The 21,491-nt window shown below is 48.0% G+C and carries 13 protein-coding genes and 1 pseudogene; 9 read left to right on the plus strand and 5 right to left on the minus strand.

Translation table 11 applies throughout. The features are described 5' to 3' along the window. Positions 1 to 397 precede the first annotated feature (397 nt). Both MJO57_RS27645 and MJO57_RS27650 read left to right on the plus strand, forming a co-directional pair. Positions 398 to 2,146, plus strand: coding sequence for a hypothetical protein (locus MJO57_RS27645; protein WP_252020302.1), 1,749 nt, complete (start codon positions 398 to 400; stop codon positions 2,144 to 2,146). Between the two features lie 659 nt (positions 2,147 to 2,805). After that, positions 2,806 to 3,450, plus strand: coding sequence for a TetR/AcrR family transcriptional regulator (locus MJO57_RS27650; protein ID WP_252020304.1), 645 nt, complete (start codon positions 2,806 to 2,808; stop codon positions 3,448 to 3,450). Positions 3,451 to 3,613: 163 nt separating this feature from the next. On the opposite strand, the gene MJO57_RS27655 is transcribed toward MJO57_RS27650, so the two are convergent. Beyond that, positions 3,614 to 3,922, minus strand: a complete 309-nt coding sequence (locus tag MJO57_RS27655) for a DUF4156 domain-containing protein (protein ID WP_252020305.1) — start codon at positions 3,920 to 3,922, stop codon at positions 3,614 to 3,616. 549 nt (positions 3,923 to 4,471) lie between these two features. Here MJO57_RS27655 and MJO57_RS27660 point away from each other — a divergent pair. After that, positions 4,472 to 4,711: a hypothetical protein gene (locus tag MJO57_RS27660; protein ID WP_252020307.1), complete on the plus strand. Its 240-nt coding sequence runs from the start codon at positions 4,472 to 4,474 to the stop codon at positions 4,709 to 4,711. A gap of 450 nt (positions 4,712 to 5,161) precedes the next feature. Here the strand turns inward: MJO57_RS27660 and MJO57_RS27665 are convergent, their stop codons facing one another. Then, on the minus strand, positions 5,162 to 6,118 hold the full coding sequence (locus MJO57_RS27665) for an IS1595 family transposase (protein WP_252017306.1): 957 nt from the start codon (positions 6,116 to 6,118) through the stop codon (positions 5,162 to 5,164). A 329-nt stretch (positions 6,119 to 6,447) separates the two neighbouring features. Here MJO57_RS27665 and ygfK point away from each other — a divergent pair, with 329 nt between their 5' ends. Next, positions 6,448 to 9,597, plus strand: a complete 3,150-nt coding sequence (gene ygfK / locus MJO57_RS27670; RefSeq protein WP_252020309.1) for a putative selenate reductase subunit YgfK — start codon at positions 6,448 to 6,450, stop codon at positions 9,595 to 9,597. A gap of 6 nt (positions 9,598 to 9,603) precedes the next feature. Here the strand turns inward: ygfK and MJO57_RS27675 are convergent, their stop codons facing one another. Then, a complete protein-coding gene (locus tag MJO57_RS27675; RefSeq protein WP_252017920.1) occupies positions 9,604 to 10,662 on the minus strand; it encodes a transposase in 1,059 nt (352 codons plus the stop codon). 166 nt (positions 10,663 to 10,828) lie between these two features. On the opposite strand from MJO57_RS27675, the gene MJO57_RS27680 reads away from it, so the two are divergent. The 3 genes and pseudogenes from MJO57_RS27680 to MJO57_RS27690 all read left to right on the plus strand — a co-directional run bounded on the left by MJO57_RS27680 (position 10,829) and on the right by MJO57_RS27690 (position 13,746). Further along, the gene (locus MJO57_RS27680) at positions 10,829 to 11,047 is read left to right on the plus strand and encodes a hypothetical protein (protein WP_252020311.1); all 219 of its coding nucleotides are present in this window, start codon (positions 10,829 to 10,831) and stop codon (positions 11,045 to 11,047) included. A gap of 143 nt (positions 11,048 to 11,190) precedes the next feature. Further along, positions 11,191 to 12,315 (plus strand): annotated as a pseudogene (gene ssnA / locus MJO57_RS27685) (putative aminohydrolase SsnA); the annotation flags it as partial. 72 nt (positions 12,316 to 12,387) lie between these two features. Continuing rightward, a complete protein-coding gene (locus MJO57_RS27690; protein WP_252020315.1) occupies positions 12,388 to 13,746 on the plus strand; it encodes an NCS2 family permease in 1,359 nt (452 codons plus the stop codon). A 101-nt stretch (positions 13,747 to 13,847) separates the two neighbouring features. Here MJO57_RS27690 and MJO57_RS27695 read toward each other — a convergent pair whose 3' ends face one another. Then, a complete protein-coding gene (locus tag MJO57_RS27695; RefSeq protein ID WP_252020316.1) occupies positions 13,848 to 15,473 on the minus strand; it encodes a hypothetical protein in 1,626 nt (541 codons plus the stop codon). A 279-nt stretch (positions 15,474 to 15,752) separates the two neighbouring features. Here MJO57_RS27695 and MJO57_RS27700 point away from each other — a divergent pair, with 279 nt between their 5' ends. After that, positions 15,753 to 16,061, plus strand: a complete 309-nt coding sequence (locus tag MJO57_RS27700) for a hypothetical protein (RefSeq protein ID WP_252020325.1) — start codon at positions 15,753 to 15,755, stop codon at positions 16,059 to 16,061. A gap of 635 nt (positions 16,062 to 16,696) precedes the next feature. Here the strand turns inward: MJO57_RS27700 and MJO57_RS27705 are convergent. Continuing rightward, entirely contained in the window at positions 16,697 to 19,852 is a 3,156-nt protein-coding gene (locus tag MJO57_RS27705) for a hypothetical protein (protein ID WP_252020327.1), read from the minus strand. A 778-nt stretch (positions 19,853 to 20,630) separates the two neighbouring features. Here MJO57_RS27705 and MJO57_RS27710 point away from each other — a divergent pair. Further along, a complete protein-coding gene (locus MJO57_RS27710) occupies positions 20,631 to 21,491 on the plus strand; it encodes a xanthine dehydrogenase family protein subunit M (RefSeq protein WP_256492542.1) in 861 nt (286 codons plus the stop codon).

Below are 21,491 nucleotides of genomic sequence, written 5' to 3' on the forward strand. Positions count from 1 at the left end.
AGGCGAATCGAAACGGCCTGCAAAAAAACGGAGGTGTCGGCAACATGTGAATACCGTAGAGACTGGCAGATCAACTTCTTCTGAGCAAGAGCCAGATTACAGCAAAATCATCTCAAAGTTTATCGCCACTCATCAACGTCAAATAAGGCGATACCTGAGTCACCCGAGCGTCAAAACCTTACTGTCTAACGCCAGTACCTTACTGAAAACCCTGGAGGAGAGGAGTATCCAGTTATCCATGGGCAGAGGCACCTCTCCCCTGCCGACTCTGTTTTCAAAAATTGAGCAATTCGACATTGTTACAGAGCATTGGGCGTGCTCAGAATATTTTCAAAAAGCCAATGTGTTTTTTTCGGCGGTTGACAAAACAATGAACAACACTGGTTGTTTAACCAACATGCTTAAGAGTAAGGTCAGTGTAACCGTGTTTTCGACCATGGAAGAAGGGGATGTTGCCTCAATTGCTGCCAGCCCATTTTTAAAACAGATTTCTTCCATGTGCCATAACAAAGGCCTTCCGAAAAAGGCGAATGTGGAAGCCTTCCTGAAGCTGGGTTGCCTGAAAGAGGGATGGCAGGGTATTGATGAGGCTGTTAAGAACCAGCCGCTCGACCTGGCACTGGTTACTAACATTTCCACCATGTGTAATTGCAAAGGCTTACCGGACAAGGCGAACCTGGAAGCCTTTCTGAAGCTGGGCTGCCTGAAAGAGGGATGGCAGGGTGTTGATGAGCACGTTATGGACAAGCCGCTTAACCGGGCGCTGGTCAGCAATATTTCCTCCATGTGTTATGGCAAAGGCTTACCGGAAAAAGCGAAAGTGGAAGCCTTTCTGATGCTGGGTTGCCTGAAAGAGGGATGGCAGGGTATTGATGAGGCGGTTAAGGACAAACCGCTTAACCGGGCACTGATCACCAACATTTCCTCTATGTGTTATCGCAAAGGCATACCGGGCAAGGCGAAAGCGGAAGTCTTTCTGAAGCTGGACTGCCTGAAAGATGGATGGCAGGGCATTGATGAGGCGGTTAAGAACAAGCCGATCGATCGGGCACTGGTCACCAATATTTCTTCCATGCTTCATAGTCAAGGCATACCGGAAAAGGTGGAAGTAGAAGCCTTCATGAAGCTCGCTTGTCTGAAAGCGGGTTGGCAGGGCATTGATGAGGCTGTTAAGTCGATGCCACTCGACCGGGCACTGGTCGCCCGTATTTCCTCCATGTGTCATGGTAAAGGCTTACCGGAAAAGACGAAAGTGGAAGCCTTCCTGACACAGGGCTGCCTGAAAGCGGGATGGCAGGGCGTTGATGAGGCCGTTAAGGACAAACCACTCGACCGGGAGCTGGTTGCCCACATTACCTCTATGTGTCGTGGCAAAGGCATACCGGAAAAGGCGAAATTGGCAGCTTTTCTGAAGCTGGGCTGCCTGAGAAAGGGATGGCAGGGCATTGATGAGGTCGTTAAGGACAAACCGCTCGACCGGGAGCTGGTCGCCCACATTACCTCCATGTGTCGTAGCAAAGGCATACCGGAAAAGGCGAAAGTGGAAGCCTTCTTGACGATGGGCTGCCTGAAGAAGGGATGGCAGGGCATTGATGAGGCCGTCAAGGACCAGCCGCTCGACCGGGCACTGGTTGCCCACATTTGCTCCATGCATTATGGCCACGGCTTACCGGGCAAGGCAAAAGTGGATGCCTTCTTGACGATGGGCTGCCTGAAGAAGGGATGGCGGGGTATTGATGAGGTCGTTAAGGACAAGTCGCTTGATCGGGCATTGGTCAGGCACATTTCCTCTATGTCTTCTGGTAGAGGCTTACCGAAAAAAACAAATGTGGAAGCCTTCCTGAAGTTGGGCTGCTTGAGAGAGGGATGGCAGGGTATTGATGAGGCCGTTAAGAACAAGCCGCTTGATCGGGCACTGATCAGCAACATTTCCTCCATGTGTAATACCAAAGGCTTACCGGACCGGGCGAAAGTGGAAGCGTTCCTGAAGCTGAGCTATTTGAGAGAGGGATGGCGGGGCATTGATGAGGCTGTTATGGACAAGCCGATCAACCGGACGCTGGTCGCCCAAATTTCCTCCGTGTGGCATAGCAAAGGCTTACCGGACAAGGCGAAAGTAGCAGACATCCTGATGACGTTGTTTTAGTTTTCCGGACTTCTCAAAACGGGTACCGGCATTGGTTGGTCAATGCCACCAAACTGCCCGGCATGCTCACTTTATTGAACGTCGATATCTTTGTAATCAGGAAACAATAATTATCCAGAAATAATGGTCTACAATAGTTTCTGCCAGTGAGCCACCATAATCTTGATAAAAAGCATGCAGTCATCTATTTGTTTGTTTACACCAAATTCACAGTTTCCAGAACTTAGTGTTCAAGCTCATAATAAATAACCGGAGTATTCAAACAATGATGAAAACTGTTGTTGTATCAGTCCTGCTCCTGGTCTGTTTTCTGGTCATGGCAAACCTTGTTCCCTGCCTGCTGCAAGATACACGTCCATCCAATGATAATGAACCGCGAAAACAAAACCATGACCAGATAATCAAATCAATAATTCTCCTGGTTGGAATCGCGATTATGCTAACACTGATCCTGCACTTCTGGCACTGACTTAGAACGGATTAGTAGTTTCACAAATAAGGATAGCGGAGAACAAACGGGATAATGGGAAGTTATTGAAACATGCTGTTTTGACGTATCATATTGACTTGGCATCACCCTACCGGTCATGCCGGTTCAGGAAGGATACTTCTTCTCTCATCCCCTGAGGTTACAATTATTAGCAGGATTGAATGCGTATATGGAAGCCGTTGCAAAAAAATACCGACCCGGAAAGATTCGGGAAAATAATAAAAAGAGCATTCTGGCTGCTGCCGAACAAGAGTTTGTGGCTCACGGTTTCAAGGGCGCTACCATGCAGCGCATCGCACAACGGGCAAATCTTCCCAAAGCCAACGTCCACTATTATTTCAGCAATAAGCTCTCGCTCTACGCTGCTGTTCTATCGAATATCCTCAAGTTATGGGATCAGAGCTTTGACCGGCTGAGTCCCGAGGATGACCCGGAAGAAGCACTGGCAGCTTACATCCACACCAAAATCATGTTCTCCCGGAAGAATCCCCTGGCATCCAGAATATTTGCCCAGGAGGTTATCAATGGAGGCCCTCATCTGACGGCGTATTTTGGTGAAGATTACCGTGAATGGTTCCGTGACCGGGCGCAGGTATTCAAGGCATGGTCAGACCAGGGGAAAATGGCACCGGTCGATCCCGTGCACCTTATTTTTCTGCTCTGGTCATCAACCCAGCACTATGCAGATTTCTCTTACCAGATCACCCGGGCTCTTGGTAAAGATACGCTTGGGCAGTCTGATTATGACCAGGCAACAGAGACGTTAACCCGGATAATCCTGAAAGGATTGGACATTACATCAGACCAGACCTGATGCTTTTTAGATCCTGTTCTCTCGCCTGATCCTGGCGAAGGAAGGTTGGCACCAATGGGTCTTTACCCGGAAGTTAAGACTGGAAGTTAAGAGATATCCCATGACTACAGGGAAGATGACCCGGAATTTGCAGGGCAAAACCCATGAGGATTAGCTGTTTCAGCTACCTGATTTTATCAACACGACGACAATCATATGCATTCGCCATCATAGTTACGGAACTTAAAAAGCCAAATGGACGATAGAGATACAATGTATCTGCTTTCATTTCCACAGCCTTTTTGCTCATTTGATTAATAGTACCCCAAACCATATCGCGATCACTGTGCAGCCAGTAATCGTAAAAATGACCTTCAGAACCATAGACAATTCCCTTCAGCTCACAACTTGCAATACGATCCGTTTCATCCCAGATGACCTGTACTTTTGCAGATTCTTCTGTAGGAAAGGTAATACAGCCCGTCAGGCTCAACGACAGGATCAGTCCGAAAAGGCACTTCTTAGCATTCATAAGGTTTTATCAATCAGACGTGAAATGCCGGGTAGTATAAGGAAAAGGGGGAATAAGAGAATAAGTGCAAACCCACGGACATCTAGCGTTACTCATAAGTGCACTATCATGAAAGGCAATGGCCCTTACAAAAACAATGGCTCTTACAAAAACAATGGCCCGTACAAAAAACAAAGCCCCGACTGGCGGGGCTATAATCTAAGTACTTCCTCTTTGTTTTTATTATTTCCCTGGGGTGGCCATCCTTGGCCTGTACATCCCTCCTGGAACTGGTACTGAGCTGTTTCCTTGCAACATTATCTAATCACTTTACATGCCAACTATAACAATTCTCATGAATAACAGTAACTTGAGATCAAATGTCGGATTTACAAAATCCATATATTTGAGTAATTGTTACTGACTGGTGTCACCATGAGAAACAGATTGGCATTCAGTGCTATCTTGATATCGTCAACATCAGGGATTTACTTTAGAGAAATATTTCACCTCTTTGTTTCAGGCCAGGTTATGTCAAAAACTTTTCAGTTCTTGCAGTTTGGTACCTGCGAAGTATGTGGCCTTGCTCAATTACCGGAGCAGTTATCTTGCCTTATGGTTCCACTGGATCCGAAAAAGGTTCGTTTTTTTACCCTTTTTTATTGTTCTGATAATCCTCAATGTCACTTGAAAGCTATTGATAAGCTGTCAGAAAAAGAAGGACAACAATATTCGGAAATTTCGCGTAATGTTTTTATCTGTAAAAAATGACAAGATAAAAATGAAAAACATTACTGATATATGACGTTTCATCTGCATCAGATGTAAGCTTTTATTTTCTCAACTTGATCCGCCAAAATGATAAACGTCTTCTCATTATTGAAGCAGAGCCTGCTTGGTGACCAACCAGATAATAATTAATCTCATTCAGTAAACGACAGCCTTGAAACTCATTCCTGATTACCACTGATCGTACGTCATGACACAGGGAAAGATAATTTAAGAATATACGTGCAGCTTTTCATTCTTTATGTCTATAACCCGGTAAAGAAATAATAGAACCTCTCCAGTATTACCGGTGGAGCAGGCATCATGACGGCTTGTTCTCCAGATTATCAACTAAATTCGGTTTCATAACCGCTCCGAACAAGCAAAGACCCACATCATCATTCGAAATAATGATATTAATACGTCAACTGACTTTCAATTATCGGTTGATGGCTAACCCGGTTTCCACTGGACGTCTGGCAGTTTGAGAAGTCGATCCGGCATCGGTGCTGTATTGACTGCAGCCCGACCTAGCCTTGAGATCATTGAAGGCATATCAAAACGCCGGTTAAACCGATAGTTGAACTCTGATAGATAACGGCCCAGATGCTTGGGGTCGAGCTTATGGTAAGTACCGGTAATCGCTGTTTTCACGTTTCCCAGCATGGTATTTACCCAGGTGAACAACTCATTCTCCATGGATGCATGCCCACCACCGGTAATGATGGCTGTGTGCTGGCATCCGGCATCTTCAATACCCCGGAAACAGGACAAGCCATCGCTGACGGCCCGGACACCCTTTTTCAGGGCATGTTCTGCCCACTCCTGAATGGTTTTTCGCCGGAAGTTATCAACGGCATTGAACTTCATGTAGATAGGGTGGTTATCAGCATCTGTCTGAACTGCGGCCACGAAGGGGGCTTTGTTCTCTGAGCCTCTGCCCCGGCGGCCTCCGTGGCGCTCTCCGCCCCAATAGGCGTCATCAATCTGAACAAAACCACTCAACTGCCAGCTGTTATCTCTTTCCATCATGACCTGCATGAGTTTGTGTTTCATGCGCAATGCGGCATTGTAGGAAATGCCAAGTTGTCGATGAAGCGTCAGGCAAGAAATCCCCGCTTTATTCTGGGTGACGAGATAGATACCCAGAAACCAGGTAGCTAGAGGCAGCTTTGTTGAGTCAAAGATAGTGTTACTGGTAAGCGAGGTTTGGCAACGGCAGCAATTGCACTGGAATTCAGCTTTCCGGTGAAGCTTGCAGAAACTGCGGGAGCCACACTTCGGGCATTGGAAGCCATCTGGCCAGCGCCAAGAGGACAGCGCGTTCTCACACTGCTCTTCACTGCCGTAATTAGCCAGAAATTGCATAATGCCAAGGCCTTTTTGGAACTGAATGGTGTTTTTACACATCAGTTTTACCTCCAAAACACATGACTATCGACGTTTATTATAGCAGCTGGCTCACGACGTAGGGTCGGTGGTAATCAGGAACTCATTTGCTGTGAAAATAACAGACATTGATTCAGGTCATTTTTTCAATGGGTATTGGCTGTCCTGGTACGATCATCTGCCAAATCTGGCCTGAATCCTGCGTTTTTCTCTGCATTTAAGAACAGTTTTAAGAACAGTTTTAAGAACAGTTTTAAGAACAGTTTTAAGAACAGTTTTAAGAACAGTTTTAAGAACAGTTTTAAGAACAAGAGTTTTCCAAGAAAGCTTGAGGATGAGGAGTTTCGACAATGGGTGACATTATGCGTCCTATCCCTTTTCGGGAAATGCTGGACCGAATCCATGGAGAGTACAAAAGCAGCCAATCCCTCTTTGGTATCCGGACAGACCTGCTATTTCGCAAAAAGAATCACCAGAGCATCAGGGTCTGCTCAGAAACTGCCTCCACTGCTGTTGGCCCTGCCGCTGGCCCACACACTCAGCTGGCACAGAACATCATCGCTTCCTGGGCCGCCGGTGGTCGCTTTATCGAGCTGAAAACCGTTCAGATCATGGACACTCTGGAGATCGAAAAGCCCTGTATCGATCCGGAAGATGAGTGCTACAACACCGAGTGGTCCACCGAATTTACCCTGCCAAAAGCGTACGATGAATACCTGAAAGCGTGGGTGGTGCTCCATGTGCTGGAAGAGCTGTTTGATCCGGCCATGGCTAATCCGGGGGCAGGGAACCGTGAAAAAAGTTTTATCTTTAATATGAGTGTCGGTTACGACCTCAAGGGCATCAAGACCCCTCCCATGCAAACCTTCATTGATCACATGATGGACAGCAGCGGTCATGAGAAGTTTGCCCAATACCAGGCCATTGCCCGTGAATGGCTGAAAAGCGAAGACGTCCAGGCAACCTTCCAGTGCAAAGACCGGTTAGGTTCACTGCTGGCCACCGTTGATCGGATCTCCGGCAACATTGCCCGCTCTGTTACCCTCTCAACCATGCACGGTTGCCCTCCCCACGAAATCGAAGCGATCTGTCACTACATGATGACAGAAAAGCATATTGATACTTATGTAAAACTGAATCCAACCCTGCTGGGCTTTGATTATGTCCGTAAGGTTCTGGACGACAGAGGTTTTGGCTACATTGGTTTGAAAGAAGAATCCTTCAGCCATGACCTGCAGATGGAAGATGCAATCCCCATGCTGCACCGGCTGCGCAAAACCGGTGCTGACCTGGGTCTGAGCTTTGGGGTCAAACTCTCGAATACCCTGGGCTGTGTCAATAATCGCGGACGCTTGCCGGGCGATGAGATGTACATGTCTGGTCGTTCACTCTACCCGTTGACCATCAATCTTGCGGCGGTTATCGCCCGGGAGTTTGCTGGCCAGATACCAATGTCTTACTCCGGCGGTGCCTGGAAAGGTAATGTCGCTGACATCTTTAATACCGGTATTCGCCCGATCACCATGGCTACCGAGATGCTCAAGCCCGGTGGCTATATGCGTCTGCGTGATTGCGCCCTGGCCCTGGAATCTTGTGACAGCTGGGCCCGTGATACCGTTGATGTAGCTGCCCTGGAAGCACTGGCAGCCAAAGCATTAACCGCTGATGAGTACACTGAAAAGCGCTGGCACGAAACACCCACGCGCCAGAAGGCAAACTCACCACTGACCGACTGCACCATCGCTCCCTGCAAGCAGGCATGCGCTATTGGTCAGGATGCGCCTGAGTACATTCAGCTGGTCGCTAACGGTGAATACCAGCAGGCTCTCAGTCTGATTTATGACAAGAACCCACTGCCAGGTATTACCGGCCATATCTGTGACCATCAATGCATGTTCAGCTGTTCCCGTAAAGACTACGAAGGTGCCGTTCGTATCCGTGATATGAAGCGGATTGCCATGGAAAAAGGCTGGGATGAATATCAGGCCGCCTGGCAGAAGCCTGCCCGGGAACAGACTGCCCGTTGTGCTGTTATCGGTGCTGGCCCTGCAGGCCTGTCTGCCGCTTATTTCATGGCCCGTGCCGGTTTCCCGGTGGTGGTGTTTGAAAAAGAAAAAGACGCTGGCGGTATCATTCGTCATGTCCTGCCAAACTTCCGTATCCCTGCCGAGGTGATTCAGCAGGATATCGATTTTGTCCGGGCCCACGGTGTACAGTTTGAGTTTGGTTGCGATCCTAATCTGGATGTACTGGATCTGAAACACAGCGGTTTTGATTATGTCTTCCTGGGTATCGGTGCTGAGAAAGGCAACCAGATGCCGCTTAAAGGCGATTGCAGTCGTTTATTGCCCTCCCTGCAGTTCCTGCGCCAGTTCAATGATGCACCTGAAACCATCAAACTTGGTAAACGAGTGGTGGTAGTGGGGGGCGGCAATACTGCCATGGACAGTGCCCGTGCTGCTCTGAAAGTGCCGGGAGTAGAAGAAGTCCGTGTGTTCTACCGCCGTACCGAAGAGGAAATGCCGGCTGACCGGGAAGAGTATGGCAATGCCGTTAACGACGGAGCACGGTTCCAGTTCCTGACCAACCCTGAAAGCATGACCGAAGAGGGTATGCTCACCTGCCGCATCATGACCCTGGGTGAGCCCGATGCCAGTGGTCGTCGCCGTCCTGTGGCTACCGAAGAAACCTTTTCATCGCCGGTTGATACCATTATCACCGCCATTGGTGAGCAGGCTGATTCCGAGCTGCTGAACAAGATGGGTATTCCTCTGGGTACCGATGGCTGGGCGGCTGTTGATCGTCACAGCAAAGAGACTGGCGTCAGCAATGTCTTCCTGATCGGCGATGCCCATACCGGTCCATCCACCGTGGTTCGCTGTATTGATGAAGCCAGAAGAGCAACAGATACCGCCATTGCCCGCAACCGGGCATTGGTTAACCATTCTTTTGAATTCAAGAGTAGCGCAGTGCCTGTGGCTGATGAACAGCGGATTCGTGCCCGCCGTGGCCTGATTCCCATGAGTTCTGTGCCTGCGGACGACGTGGAAGCCTTCGCCCGTCAGGAAGGTGAACGCTGCCTTGAGTGTAACCACATCTGTAACAAGTGTGTGGATGTCTGTCCGAACCGGGCAAACGTAGCCGTGGAAATTCCGGGCTTCAAAGAGAAGTACCAGATTCTGCATCTGGATGCTTACTGCACCGAATGTGGCAACTGTGCCCAGTTCTGTAACTGGGAAAGCAAGCCTTATAAAGAGAAGTTCACCGTGTTCAGTTTGATGGAGGACTTTGAAAACAGCACCAACAGCGGCTTCCTGGTTCAGGACGATATGGTCTGGCTGCGCAGCGGCAACTCTTCAGGTGATAAGCAGGTCAACAAAATGTCCATCAATGTGATGGGCGAGTTGAGTGAGATCCCCCGGGGACAGGATGATCTGTGCAGGATTATCAGTCATGTCTACCTGAATAACGCTTATCTGCTGGGTAAGGTCTATCCATAACTGAAGTTACGCAGCTAACAGCTCTCTCAGCTGCCCCAACGAAGCTTTCAGCCCTGCCATATAGATTTTGGCTCTGAGCTGAAAGTGATTCAGATTTACTTTCAATGACAATACTTCCAACCTGAAGGCTGAGTAAATTGAAAGAAAGATATGATTACTCTGTGTTCTCACAGTATGCGCCGGTGACTTGGCCATTGACGCATTCGATTTCAGCGTTTTATGGAAGACCTCGACTTTCCACCGTTTCTCGTAGATTGCCTTGAGAGTCTCGGCATCACAGTCAAGATCGCTGCAAACCAGATAGAGAATGCCTGTGCTTCCGTCTTTGTTTTTAAAGACCTGACGGTATAGCAGAACAGGGAAATCGACACCTGCTATCCACCCTTGTACAGGCTTATCTTCTGAAAAATCAACAGTATCTATACGCTGTGAACGGCCTTGTAATTTGTCGTCCAGACTGAGGGATACCTTGCGGTTTGACTTCATCGCCATCAGGAAATGTTTATTACAGTCGTGTCGAATAAACATCATATTGTCGTTTGAGCAAAACCAGCTATCTGCAAGGACATAGCGGAACATAAGCTGGTTATGGCAGCAAATCATCAGCATCTCCCGCATCATTTCATTTTTGGTTTGCTCTGCATATCGTCTTACCTTTTTTGTCTTCAAGTCGGTGTACAGGATGGTTTTCTCGATCAATTTATAGGCGACAGGAATCGACGCATCTCCGGCATGGTAGTGTGCATTGAGCAGATTTATACCTTTCACGGTGCGATTTTTTGTATGATCAAAATGCCAGGTGTTCAGGGCATTCTCTTTGCTGAACTGCTTTTCCTGAATCGTATCGTCAAAGATCAAAACCCCATCACTGCACTCAACCTGTCGCACGACGGGTTTAACGTAAAGCCATAAGTCACGACTGGTAAACTCATTGTTTGAAAGCAATCGGGTGAATTGGTCATGACTGTAGACATTATCCAAAAGCTCTGACACTCCCGTTGCAGTGGTCTTCCCAGACGACGACAACAGGTAGTCAGAATAAAGTTCTATGAGATCATTTTTCATGCCACCAATAATGGCTGATTTTCAGCAAGGTGCGTAACTTGAGTCCATAAGACTGCTGCCCGCTATCCGCAGCCCGTCTCCCGCAAAAGCATAAGTACATCTTGTTTTTTTCGGGCTGCGGGCAGCGGGAGGCGGGAAGCGTTCGTTTCGAATAAGGACACGTTGTATGTTACTGATAAAAAACGCCACTGCTGTTCAGTTTGAACCCGCCAGAGTGACCGAAGGGGTGGATATTCTGGTGGATGGCAACAAAATTGTCGAAGTCGGCTCCCGGGTGGATCGGGCCAAAGCAACCCGCACCATCGATGCTGCCGGTCGTATCGTGATGCCGGGGATTGTCTGCAGCCATAACCATTTTGGCTCTTTTCGTATTGCAGACTGCTGATTTCATAAATCAGGCTGGAATCCTCCTGTGGCAGGGCTTGGCAATATTTAGCCAGCAGTTTCCTGAAGGCATTGTATATCAAGGCCTTTGGCCAATTTTCATTGCAGAGCAGTCTGTAACCCGAAAAGAGCCACCATTTTTACTCCGGCCTTTCCCGGGGGGTAATGGCGGATATTAAACCCAGTCCTGATTTTGTCAGCACGCTGAAAAACCTCTGGTGGCGACTGGACCGGGCCATTGATGAGGAGATTCTTTATTACAGTGGCCTGATCTGCTCACTGGATGCCATCCGGGCCGGTTGTACTGCCGTTATTGACCACCACGCTTCTCCCTCCTATATCAAAGGCTCCCTGAAAACATTGCGCAAGGCTTTCCTCAAAGCGGGCCTGCGGGGCATGACCTGTTTTGAAACCACAGACCGTAATGGGGGCATTAAAGAGCTTGAAGCGGGTGTTCGGGAGAACATTGAGTTTGCCAACCTGGTCAGCAGTACCAAAGACAGCGAGCCTTACCTGGTGGAAGCTCATATTGGGGCCCATGCCCCTTTTACGGTTTCCAATGATGGTCTGGGCATGCTGTCAGACGCGGTGCGTGAAACCGGCCGGGGGCTGCATATCCATGTGGCGGAAGACAAGTACGATGCGACCTGGAGCCGTCATCACTACGGACAGGAGCTGATTCAACGCCTGGACCGTTTCGGCCTGATCAATGACCAGACGCTTATCGGGCACGGCATTTACCTGGCGGATTCTGATATTGAACTGCTGAATGAAAGAGATGCCTTCCTGGTGCATAATCCACGTTCCAACATGAACAATCATGTGGGTTATAACGAAAAACTGACGTCGTATAAAAACGTTGCCCTGGGTACTGATGGTATTGGCAGCGACATGTTTGAAGAACTGAAGTTTGCTTTCTTCAAGCACCGTGATGCCGGTGGCCCCCTGTGGCCGGACAGCTTCGTGAAGTTCCTGGATAACGGTAACCGCTTGCTGGAAAGAAACTTCGGTGGTCATTTTGGTCGACTGGAAGCAGGTTACCAGGCGGATCTGGTCATTTACGATTACCACAGCCCAACACCCCTGCAGGCAGAAAATCTGCCGGGTCACCTGGCATTTGGCATGAACAGCAGTGGCGTGAGAACCGTTATCGTTGATGGTGCCGTTGTGCTGGAAGACGGTTGTCATCCATTTGATGTCAGTGAGATTTATGCCGACGCACGGAAAGCGGCACGGCGTTTGTGGAAAGGTATGGACAGTCTCAGCTGAAAAAAATCAGCCATAAGCCGTGGGGAATGTTCATGGTGAGTATTCCCGGTTAACTGGCCTCTGGGGGAAATCATGCTAAATACCGATGTTGACCACGCTTCCGTAGAGAAGCGTAGCGAGTCTCACGACAACTCTCTGCTGGAGCGACTATTCAAGTTGAAACAGCACGGGACAACCGTGAAGATGGAGGCCCTGGCGGGGTGCACCACCTTCATCACCATGTGCTATGTGGTGTTTGTGGTGCCGGAAATGTTGTCCGCTGCCGGTATGGACCGGGGGGCACTGTTTGTTGCTACCTGTCTGATCTCCGCAATCAGCTGTATTGCCATGGGGCTTTACGCTAACTGGCCGGTGGGTCTGGCTCCGGGTATGGGGTTGAACGCATTCTTCGCTTATGCCGTGGTGCTGGGTATGGGGTACTCCTGGGAACAGGCGATGGGTGCCGTATTCTGGGGTGGTATCGGCTTTATGCTGCTGAGTATTTTCAAAGTCCGGGAGTGGATTGTTGACAGTATTCCCAAAGGGCTGCGCATCGGTATTACCGCCGGTATCGGTTTGTTCCTGGCAGTGATTGGCCTCAAGTCTGCCGGTATTGTTGTGTCAAACCCCGCAACCATTGTTGGCCTGGGTGATATCACCGGTTTTGCCCAGATCATGGCCAGCCTCAGCCTCTTCCTTATTCTTGCACTCAGCTATCGCAAGATGAAATCTGCAGTGCTTGCCTCCATTGCTATCGTGACCGGTATTGCCCTGGTGACAGGACAGGTACAGTTTACGGGTATCGTTTCACTGCCACCGAGCATTGAACCCATTTTTGCCAAGCTCGACATTATGGGCTCCCTGACCCCTGATATGATCGGTGTCATCGTGGCATTCATGTTTGTCAACCTGTTCGATACCACCGGTACGCTGATTGCGGTGGGTGATAAAGCTGGTCTTGCTGATGAAAATGGCAAGATGGAAAACATGAGTAAGGCCATGGTCACCGACGGTACTGCTTCATGGGTTGGCGCTATCTTCGGTGCTCCGACGGTGACTACCTATGTTGAAAGTGCTTCCGGTGTGGCTGTTGGTGGTCGCACTGGTCTGACCGCAGTATTTATTGGCCTGTTGTTCCTGTTGACGCTTTTCCTCTCACCCCTGGCTGGCATGGTGCCCGGTTATGCCACTGCCGGAGCGTTGTTGTACGTCGCCGTTCTGATGACCAGCAGCCTGGGCGCTATGGACTGGTCCGATCTGACCGAAGCGGGCCCTGTGGTGATCACCACCATCATGATGCCTCTGAGCTTCTCCATTGCTAACGGGATTGCCCTGGGCTTCATCGCTTACCCGGTCATCAAACTGCTGGCCGGACGTGTTAAGGAAGTGAGCATCAGTGTCTGGGTTCTGGCCATTATGTTCGCCCTTAAATTCATCATTTTCGGGATATAAAAAAACGAACGACTGTCGTCATTCGTTTTGTTAGATGAAACGATCTCGTTCCCTTTGCATGAGGGAACGAGTAAACAACAGTTGCAGATCAGAGAAGACTATCATAACCAGCCCACAAAAGGTTTTGGTGGCTCATGTACCTGTTGGCTGGATAAAGCGGCATCCAGACTATTAACCATTATGTCTACCTGCTCTTTCTTTTTGTTCAGCCTGTCCAGTAGCTGTTCTCTCGATGGTTTTATTGTGGTTCGGGTACGGTAATATGAGCTGTAATATGGGCTGTAATAAGAGCTATCATCATCAGAAGCTGCCATAAAGTCGCTATAATTTTTATCAGCTTCCGTCATTTCATCAACAACGTCCATATCAGAAATGCTGGTTGTTTCTGGTGCTTTGGTACACGTTTTCCTGGTACTGATAATACTGATTTTATTATCCAGTATTTGAGGAATGCCTTGCAGTTTTGCCAACACTGAAAATTGGACATCCTCAGGTTGAAAAGAGAGGAAAAAAAGCATTTGCCGAACGGCATAGGCAAGGTTTTTATGCTCTTGTAATCTTATCTGATCAGGGTTACCAGGGTTATAGCGTGTACATTTGGTCACTATCCAGTCGGCAACCTTAAGGCTTAATCTCTTGCCATTCTCACTTCTCAAGTATTCACACAGGTTTATGGCATTGGTCAATGTTGCCAGGTTATGCGTGGTGATCACCTGTTGCCACTCAATGATTTTTCCATTTTCGGAAGGCCTGGCGCTTCGATAAACACGATCACCATAATGATAATAGTCCACGCTGGTACCGCTTTTGCTCAGGCATAGATCATAAAGTGCTTCCGGGGTTTCAAGATTAGCGATGACCCCGTAATCAAGCCCATAATATTTTTCATAAAGTGTTCCCTGCATCAGGCTGGCAGCTTGTTTGGCTGCCTTAAGGAATTTTTCAGAGAATTCATGCATGAATATATCGGCTGCAAGCTCCTCAGTCAGGGGAGGCTGCTCCATAGAGGACTCTGGTAGTGCTTTTATTACCTGGCCTAATGATTTGATAAATGTATTCGGCAAAATGGTATGGGGAAAATATGTGTAGGTCTGGATTATCATGTCAGAGATAAGCGTTCGTGCATTTTCCAGTCTTTTGCTTTCGTCTATTGGGGTGATTGATTGTAAGTGTTTAACCCAGGGCAGTTCATCCATCCTGACCTGCGATTGCAAATTCAGAAGAAGTAGAGATCGTCGTTTATTGAAGGCTAGTGCAATTTGTGCGAACAACCTGGCCAGCATGGGGTCATGGATACTTTCACTTCTTACAATGGGCACGATTTCCAGCAATTTGCTGGCCAGCACTTCAGCAGAGGTGATATCTCCCCGTTCAAGCAGTTCACCTAATGGTCTGGGCTGAAGCTTTTCCAGTAATTTCTTAACCGGTTCGGGGATTCCTGCCATATCCATTGTCAGGTAGGGTATTACCTGTTCAGTGTTTTCTAATGGCTGTAGCTGCGTCATCAGTGCCCGGCCTGAAAGGGATAACTGTTGGTATTGTTCAAGCCAGCATTGGCGGTCGTTCAGAGCGTTCTGATACTTTTCAGTTTCAGGCAACCCCTGCTTGTGGTGGATATCTGCCAGAGTTTTTTTCAATGTTAACTGTATTTTTTGAAAACCTTCCTGATCAGATGGCTGCCGCTGTTCTGGTGGGTACGTGAGTAATACTTCCAGTGAACGTTGCAAAATCCGTTCACTGCCCCGTCTGCGGGTAGTACGGTGCCTTAATTCGGGGTGTTGCGCCAGTATCTGCTTTCTGTCTGTTTGATACTGCCTGGCTTGATAAACCCACTCTGGCGTTACAGTGGCCAGGGGCATGCCGCCACACAGCTTCCCTTCAGTGTTGTAATAAGGCAAGTCGCCTTCTACCGTATCCTGGAGCAGTGTAAGAAGCCGGTCCTTCAGTGGTAGCCACTGAGCAAATACCAGGGCATTTTTTTCTATTCGCTGTCGGGTATTGGTTTTATGTTCAGGATCCGGGCCAAAGCGGTTTTCCAACTGTCTCAGTATGTCTGTCATGCTTTTCATGACCACATGACCGTTCAGCGGCAGGGGCTTTTCGGCAGGTTCCGGGAAAAACCTGACTTTGCCCATCAATGGAGCGATTGTGCTGATCAGCGCTTCAGCCTCAACGTCGCGCCCGAACCGGTGGAGCGCTACCACAATCAACATAGCGCCTTCTTCAGGGAAATTAACACGATATTTGCCACTATCAAGCATGTTGCAGAGGCGGGAAAAGTGAGGTTCGTCAAACCAGATTCGGTTAAGTCTTGACCTGATGTTTTCAAGATCACCGGGCTGATGGCTGGTTACCAATATTCCCGACTGTTGAGCCAGTTCTATTTCAAAGTGGGTCAGTGGCCCTCCTGCAGCCAGTAGCCCGGTGGCAAAGCCACCAGTGGTTACCACGGGGGTTATCCACTCCGGGGTATGCGCAATTGGAGTTCTTGAGCCCGGGGTTATGGTTCCGGATTTTATGCCAGTTATTGTTTGCAGTAATTGTTGTATTTTCACTTTGGCACGGCTGCGAGCTGCCGGGTCAACTTGATCCGATGTGGCCGTCATTTCCCTTTTGTTTAACAGGCTGGAAAGGTAAGGAATGCCGGTTTCGCATGGGACACTGGAGTGTTCATCGATCGGGGTGCTCTGTGGCGCAGCGGTATCTCTATGTGGCAGGCATCGCTGTTCCGGGTTCAAGGTCATGGCCACCTTCACGATAGCATTATCTATGGTATCTATGGCGCTGCCATTGAATGAGCCTGAGGATGAGTCTGTGATTTCCATAGCCACATGGCAAGGATTCCGGCTTGAAGCAGTTGAAGCTCCTGTAGTATCCATAACAATCTCCGAGTTGGGTCAGGTAGTCATTGCCCAAAAGTTCTGGCTCTTGGGGTACGCTCTAAAGCAATTTAATACGGTTTAGCAGGGAGAGAGCTATGTTCAATATCCTGGGTATAAACGTTTATCTTTTTCTTTTGTACCTTTTTGGGGACATAAGGGAAATTGTTTTCCATGGCCTTGATTAGAGACAGGGCATTGATTGTGTCTTCCCGCCTATTCTCTCTGCATGGTTTATGAACAGGCATTCCTGAACGGTAGATAAAACCTTTCTTTTGTCGTTCAATTTTTCCCGATTTTTTCGTTTCATGCAGAGGATTATTTGTTATAAAAGCATCACCGCAGTAATGGCAACTCTGCTGATACTTTGTGAATCCGTCTTCCTCAATCGGTACATTTTTACGTAATTTCAGTCCCGACAGCCGCTCACCCAATTTTCTGTCAATACATTCATACTCTTTATCATCTAAAACCGAGAATGTTTTGCCCGGTACCGTTCTCTCGACCACGCCCATTGGCTGTTCTGAATCCTTACTGGCGTTTGATGGGGATGACTGCCCGGTTCTTTCATGAAATTTTTCCAGTACTGTCTTGATGATGGCTTGCTGATGTTCTGCGGAGGCAAAGTCAACAGGCTGTGCCCAGTAGTTTGCAACAGGAAACAGGCGTTGCATCAACTGGGCATACTGGTTGTCCCGGGCAGCAGAAATAAATCCCTGGACAGCTCTGATCAGAATTTGTAACTGTTCCAGTTCACTCTCTGTCGGCTTGCTTAAGGAGTTCTGGCGATGCAACAGAAAATCAAGGATGGTCAGTTGATGGGCAACCACACTGAAGCCGGTCTTTGAGGCATTGATGATCTTGTCCAGCGTGAGTTCTGCTTCATTGGCCAATCCCTGTGCTGCAAATTCCTCAGGGTTTTTGGCTTCACGCTCCATTACTCTGACCAGATATTCTGTGAAAGCATTCATTACCAGTCTTGGCCTGAGTGCATCACGTTCCCGGTCGCTGATATTGTCCATCTGGTTCCAGGCTGACACCAGGTAGTTGATTAAAAATGCAAAGTCTTTCAGGTTGTGCTTATCCAGCGTTCCTGAGAATGCATGAGTCAGTAATTTCAGGTTTCGATACTTGATATCGGCATATAACTCACCGATTTCGTGGTGTGTATTGATCGCATTGACCATAAAATCCAGGAAGCATTGAGAAGGGAGCCAGTGTTTACCCTTTTTCAGCGCATCTACCATCGTCATGGTCATGGATTTCATGATGATGTTATTGGCGTCACACGCGGTGATGGCCTCCCTTTTGTTGGGCAACTTTAATGTTTTTCGAGCAAAATCAGTCAGCTGTTTAACCACAACGATTTTTTCATAATTGTGCATCTCCCTGTCCATAACCGGTAACCAGGCATTGGCTGTAACTCCCCACTGCATGCCATCCCGATAACGCTGAGTGGTGGCAGGCGTCTCCTGTGAAATGGTCAGATCGTACTGTGATGCCAGATTACTGCTTTTTGCCATGGTTTTGGTTGGCTTTAATGATGCCTTCCACTTCCGGGTATCAGGTGATTCTTTAACAAAAATGACCGCCAGTTTTTCGATGTTTTTCCTGTTACGATTTTTGCTTTTGATATCATTTTCCAAGCTGGCAATTGCTCTGGTTAAATCATCATCATTTTCAATTTTCTTGTTGCCATGATACACACCGGTTAACTCGTGGTCGTAACTGGTGATGGAACGGAGTTTCATAGCCAGTGCCTGTTTTAAATCGATGATGCTGAAAGTTTGCGGTGCTTCAGCAACGTTCGGTTTTTGGGTTGCCGACACTGATTCAACACCTTCAGCACCTTCAGAACCAAAAGCGTGAGGTATGCAACGATGTTTCAGTATTTTGCCATCGCGATCTTTGATGAGAAATCGTTTATCCGAGGTAGCATAGAATTCGGCCACTCTTCCCTGTGGATCAAGCTGTACCGGGTAAAAGTAGTCTGCTTTATGGGCAGTGGTGAACGTTTCTCCATGGCGTTCCAGCGTTACCTCAACCTGATTTTTTGCTGCCAGCTGTTGGCTCCATTCACCACCGGGTTCGACAACAATGGGTGACACCAGTACGCAGCTCGACAGTGCTTCGCGGGTATAGATCAGTATGCGCCCGGGTAGATCGCCGTGGGAGGTTATTTCAGATGGCAAGTTGTACTCTGTGGGCTTGATGTTGGCAAATACCAGGCCAGAAGACTTGTGCTGGAAGAGCATTTCCGGGTCCACTTCAAATGACAGTGCACTCTTTTTATCTGCGCTATCAGCGCTATCTGCAGCTTTTTGGTTAACTGAGGCTATCTTCTCTGAAATATGGCGTTTAACATTTTCAGGCCCCCCGGAGTCTGAGAATTTTTTAATATTTGCCCGTAATACCGCGTTATCAGACCTGCGAAGCCATGGTAAATACTCAGGCAGGGTAAAAGTTCTGGGGTTAGGGTAGCCGATTCTGTAACCTTCTCCTTCATCCCAGAAGTCGGTATCCATGATGAGAAAATTAATCACATTCATCATTTGTTGTACCCGGTCAAAATTATAGCTGCTGTATTTTGCATCAGCTTGTCCGCGCCAATACTGTGAAAAAGCACTGTGGGGGATTACCTGGGCAAGGCATAACTCTGTACCAAACAGATGCGCAACCGGTGGGGCCAATATGACTTTGACCGACGGCCCTTCATTGTGTTTATCAGTGTTGCTGAAATCGAACTCAACCTTGTAATAAGCCCCTTCCCACCAGCCAAAAGGAGCAACAAATTCGGCAATCACTTTCATGGCATGGTCATCAGGAATGGTCAGGGCAAATTTGCCGGGATAGTGCTCGTCCATATGAGACTGGATATGATTCCTGGCAAGGTATATCTCCCTTTGCAATCTCACGCCGTTAACACCTTGTTGGAATGGATTGAATGAAGCTGTCTCGTAGCCCTCCCGGGAATCACAGGAGGGGACTTCTGCTGTCGGGATCACCTTAATTGGCTGAGCGTTGTCAATATCGCAAGGAGTCACAGAGTAATCATGCAGGGAGTGGTTTTGTTCAGCCTGCACCTGATTCAACGGATTTATTGACCCATGGGTTGGAGGTATCGTTCGGATTCCGCTGTCATTGCTGGAATGCGTGCCTGCGGGCGGGTTGTTAGTAATGGGATGAATCAGAACTTGTTGAGTTATTGTGGGATGAGTGGGCTGCATGTTAACTACCTTTTTTCAAGTATTGAGGTATGGAAAAATTTATTGTTAAGTATCTAACCATTTGTTTTTCATATAGAGCATCAACCAAGAGGTAAATTTTATTAATATTATGATTTCTGATCTGAAAGGAATATTTGATTGGGGAGTATTAGCTTGATTTTCTATAAATGCCCTGTGCAGAAGTGGATTAATCTTAATTTCCGGGAAGCCGATCACAGCTATTCAACTATCAAAACTATTACAACTGTTTGTTTTATTTGGTCTGTTTTGTTTGGTCTGTTTTGTTTAGTTGTTCAATAGTTATGTTAATTAGTAATCTGTTATTTGGACCAGAAGAAGCAGAAATAGTTCCATCAAATTGTTTTCATGGAAAATACACGGTTATCATTATGATTCATCATTTTGATAATGGTCTTTTTTACACAGCATCGGTTGCAATGATGTTGTTTAGTTATTGTTCATAGCTTCGGGGTATTTACCAGGAACTCACAATCATCAAGAAGCAACTGATTTATTTCATGTTAACGGGTTGCGTTTTTTTCTCATCTTTTTACGACCGGCTTTGCTGCAGATCATTTTTTTCTGATTAACTGGACGGATCTAATGATCAATATCTGCTTCTGGCTCAGATTATGCCGCTCAATTGTGATTCTGAAACACCAGAGCTGAGATGAACGAGCAATGACCAGACACTATGTTGTTGACACCACGTTGTTGACCTCGTTCCTGAGAATCTGAGGGTGTTGCAAAACGTAAAGGCAGATAAAAGGCAAACACTATGATCAGGGAATTCTTGCAGCCCGAGACTCTTCAAGAGGCTCTGGCCATGAAACAGCAGCATGGCGATCAGGCCGTGTATATGGCCAATGGTGCACGTTTGAATGCGGCGCCAACAAAGACCGATAAAACCATTGCCATCCATCTTTCCCGTTCTGGTCTGAAGGGCGGTCTGCACGACGTTTTGCAGGGAATTGTGCCAACCGGTAAAGGGTGGGAACTGGGTGCGCTGACCACTCTGCAGCAGGTCGTTGACCATAATGAACTGCCTGAAGGCCTGCGGGAAGCGGCAGCCCTGATCTTCAGCCGTAATATGCGGAACCAGATTACTCTCGGTGGTGAAATTGCTACCAATTTGAAAGCCTGCCAGATCGTGCCGGCACTGCTGGCCATGGATGCAGAAGTAGAAGTGGCGCATTCCGGTTCACCGGAATCTGACCGCATGACCGTTGAGGCTTGGCAGCAAAAGCCTTACGGATTAATTACCAAAGTGATCATCCCCGCCAGTGTGGACTATTGCCGCAGTGAGAAAGTGGTAAAGAGCTGTGCAGGTCTGCCCATCGTCAGCGTATCGCTGGCGGTCAACATTAAAGATGGCAAAAAGCAGTTTGGTATTGCCCTGGCCGGTGTTGCTGAAAAAGCCATTCGTCTTCATGACGTGGAAGCCCTGCTTGCTGATCAGGCACTGCAGGAGCGGGAAGGGATTCGTGGTTTTGTGGAAGAGGCTGTTGGCAAATCGGTATTCCCTGCAACGGATTTCCTTGGCAGCGGTGAGTACAAGCGTCATCTCAGCAGTGTCCTGGTTGGACTGCTGGTGGATGAATACAACGTTAAACAAGGGCTTAATGGACGGAGTAACTGA

The organism is Endozoicomonas sp. SCSIO W0465 (assembly GCF_023716865.1).
Taxonomy (GTDB): domain Bacteria; phylum Pseudomonadota; class Gammaproteobacteria; order Pseudomonadales; family Endozoicomonadaceae; genus Endozoicomonas.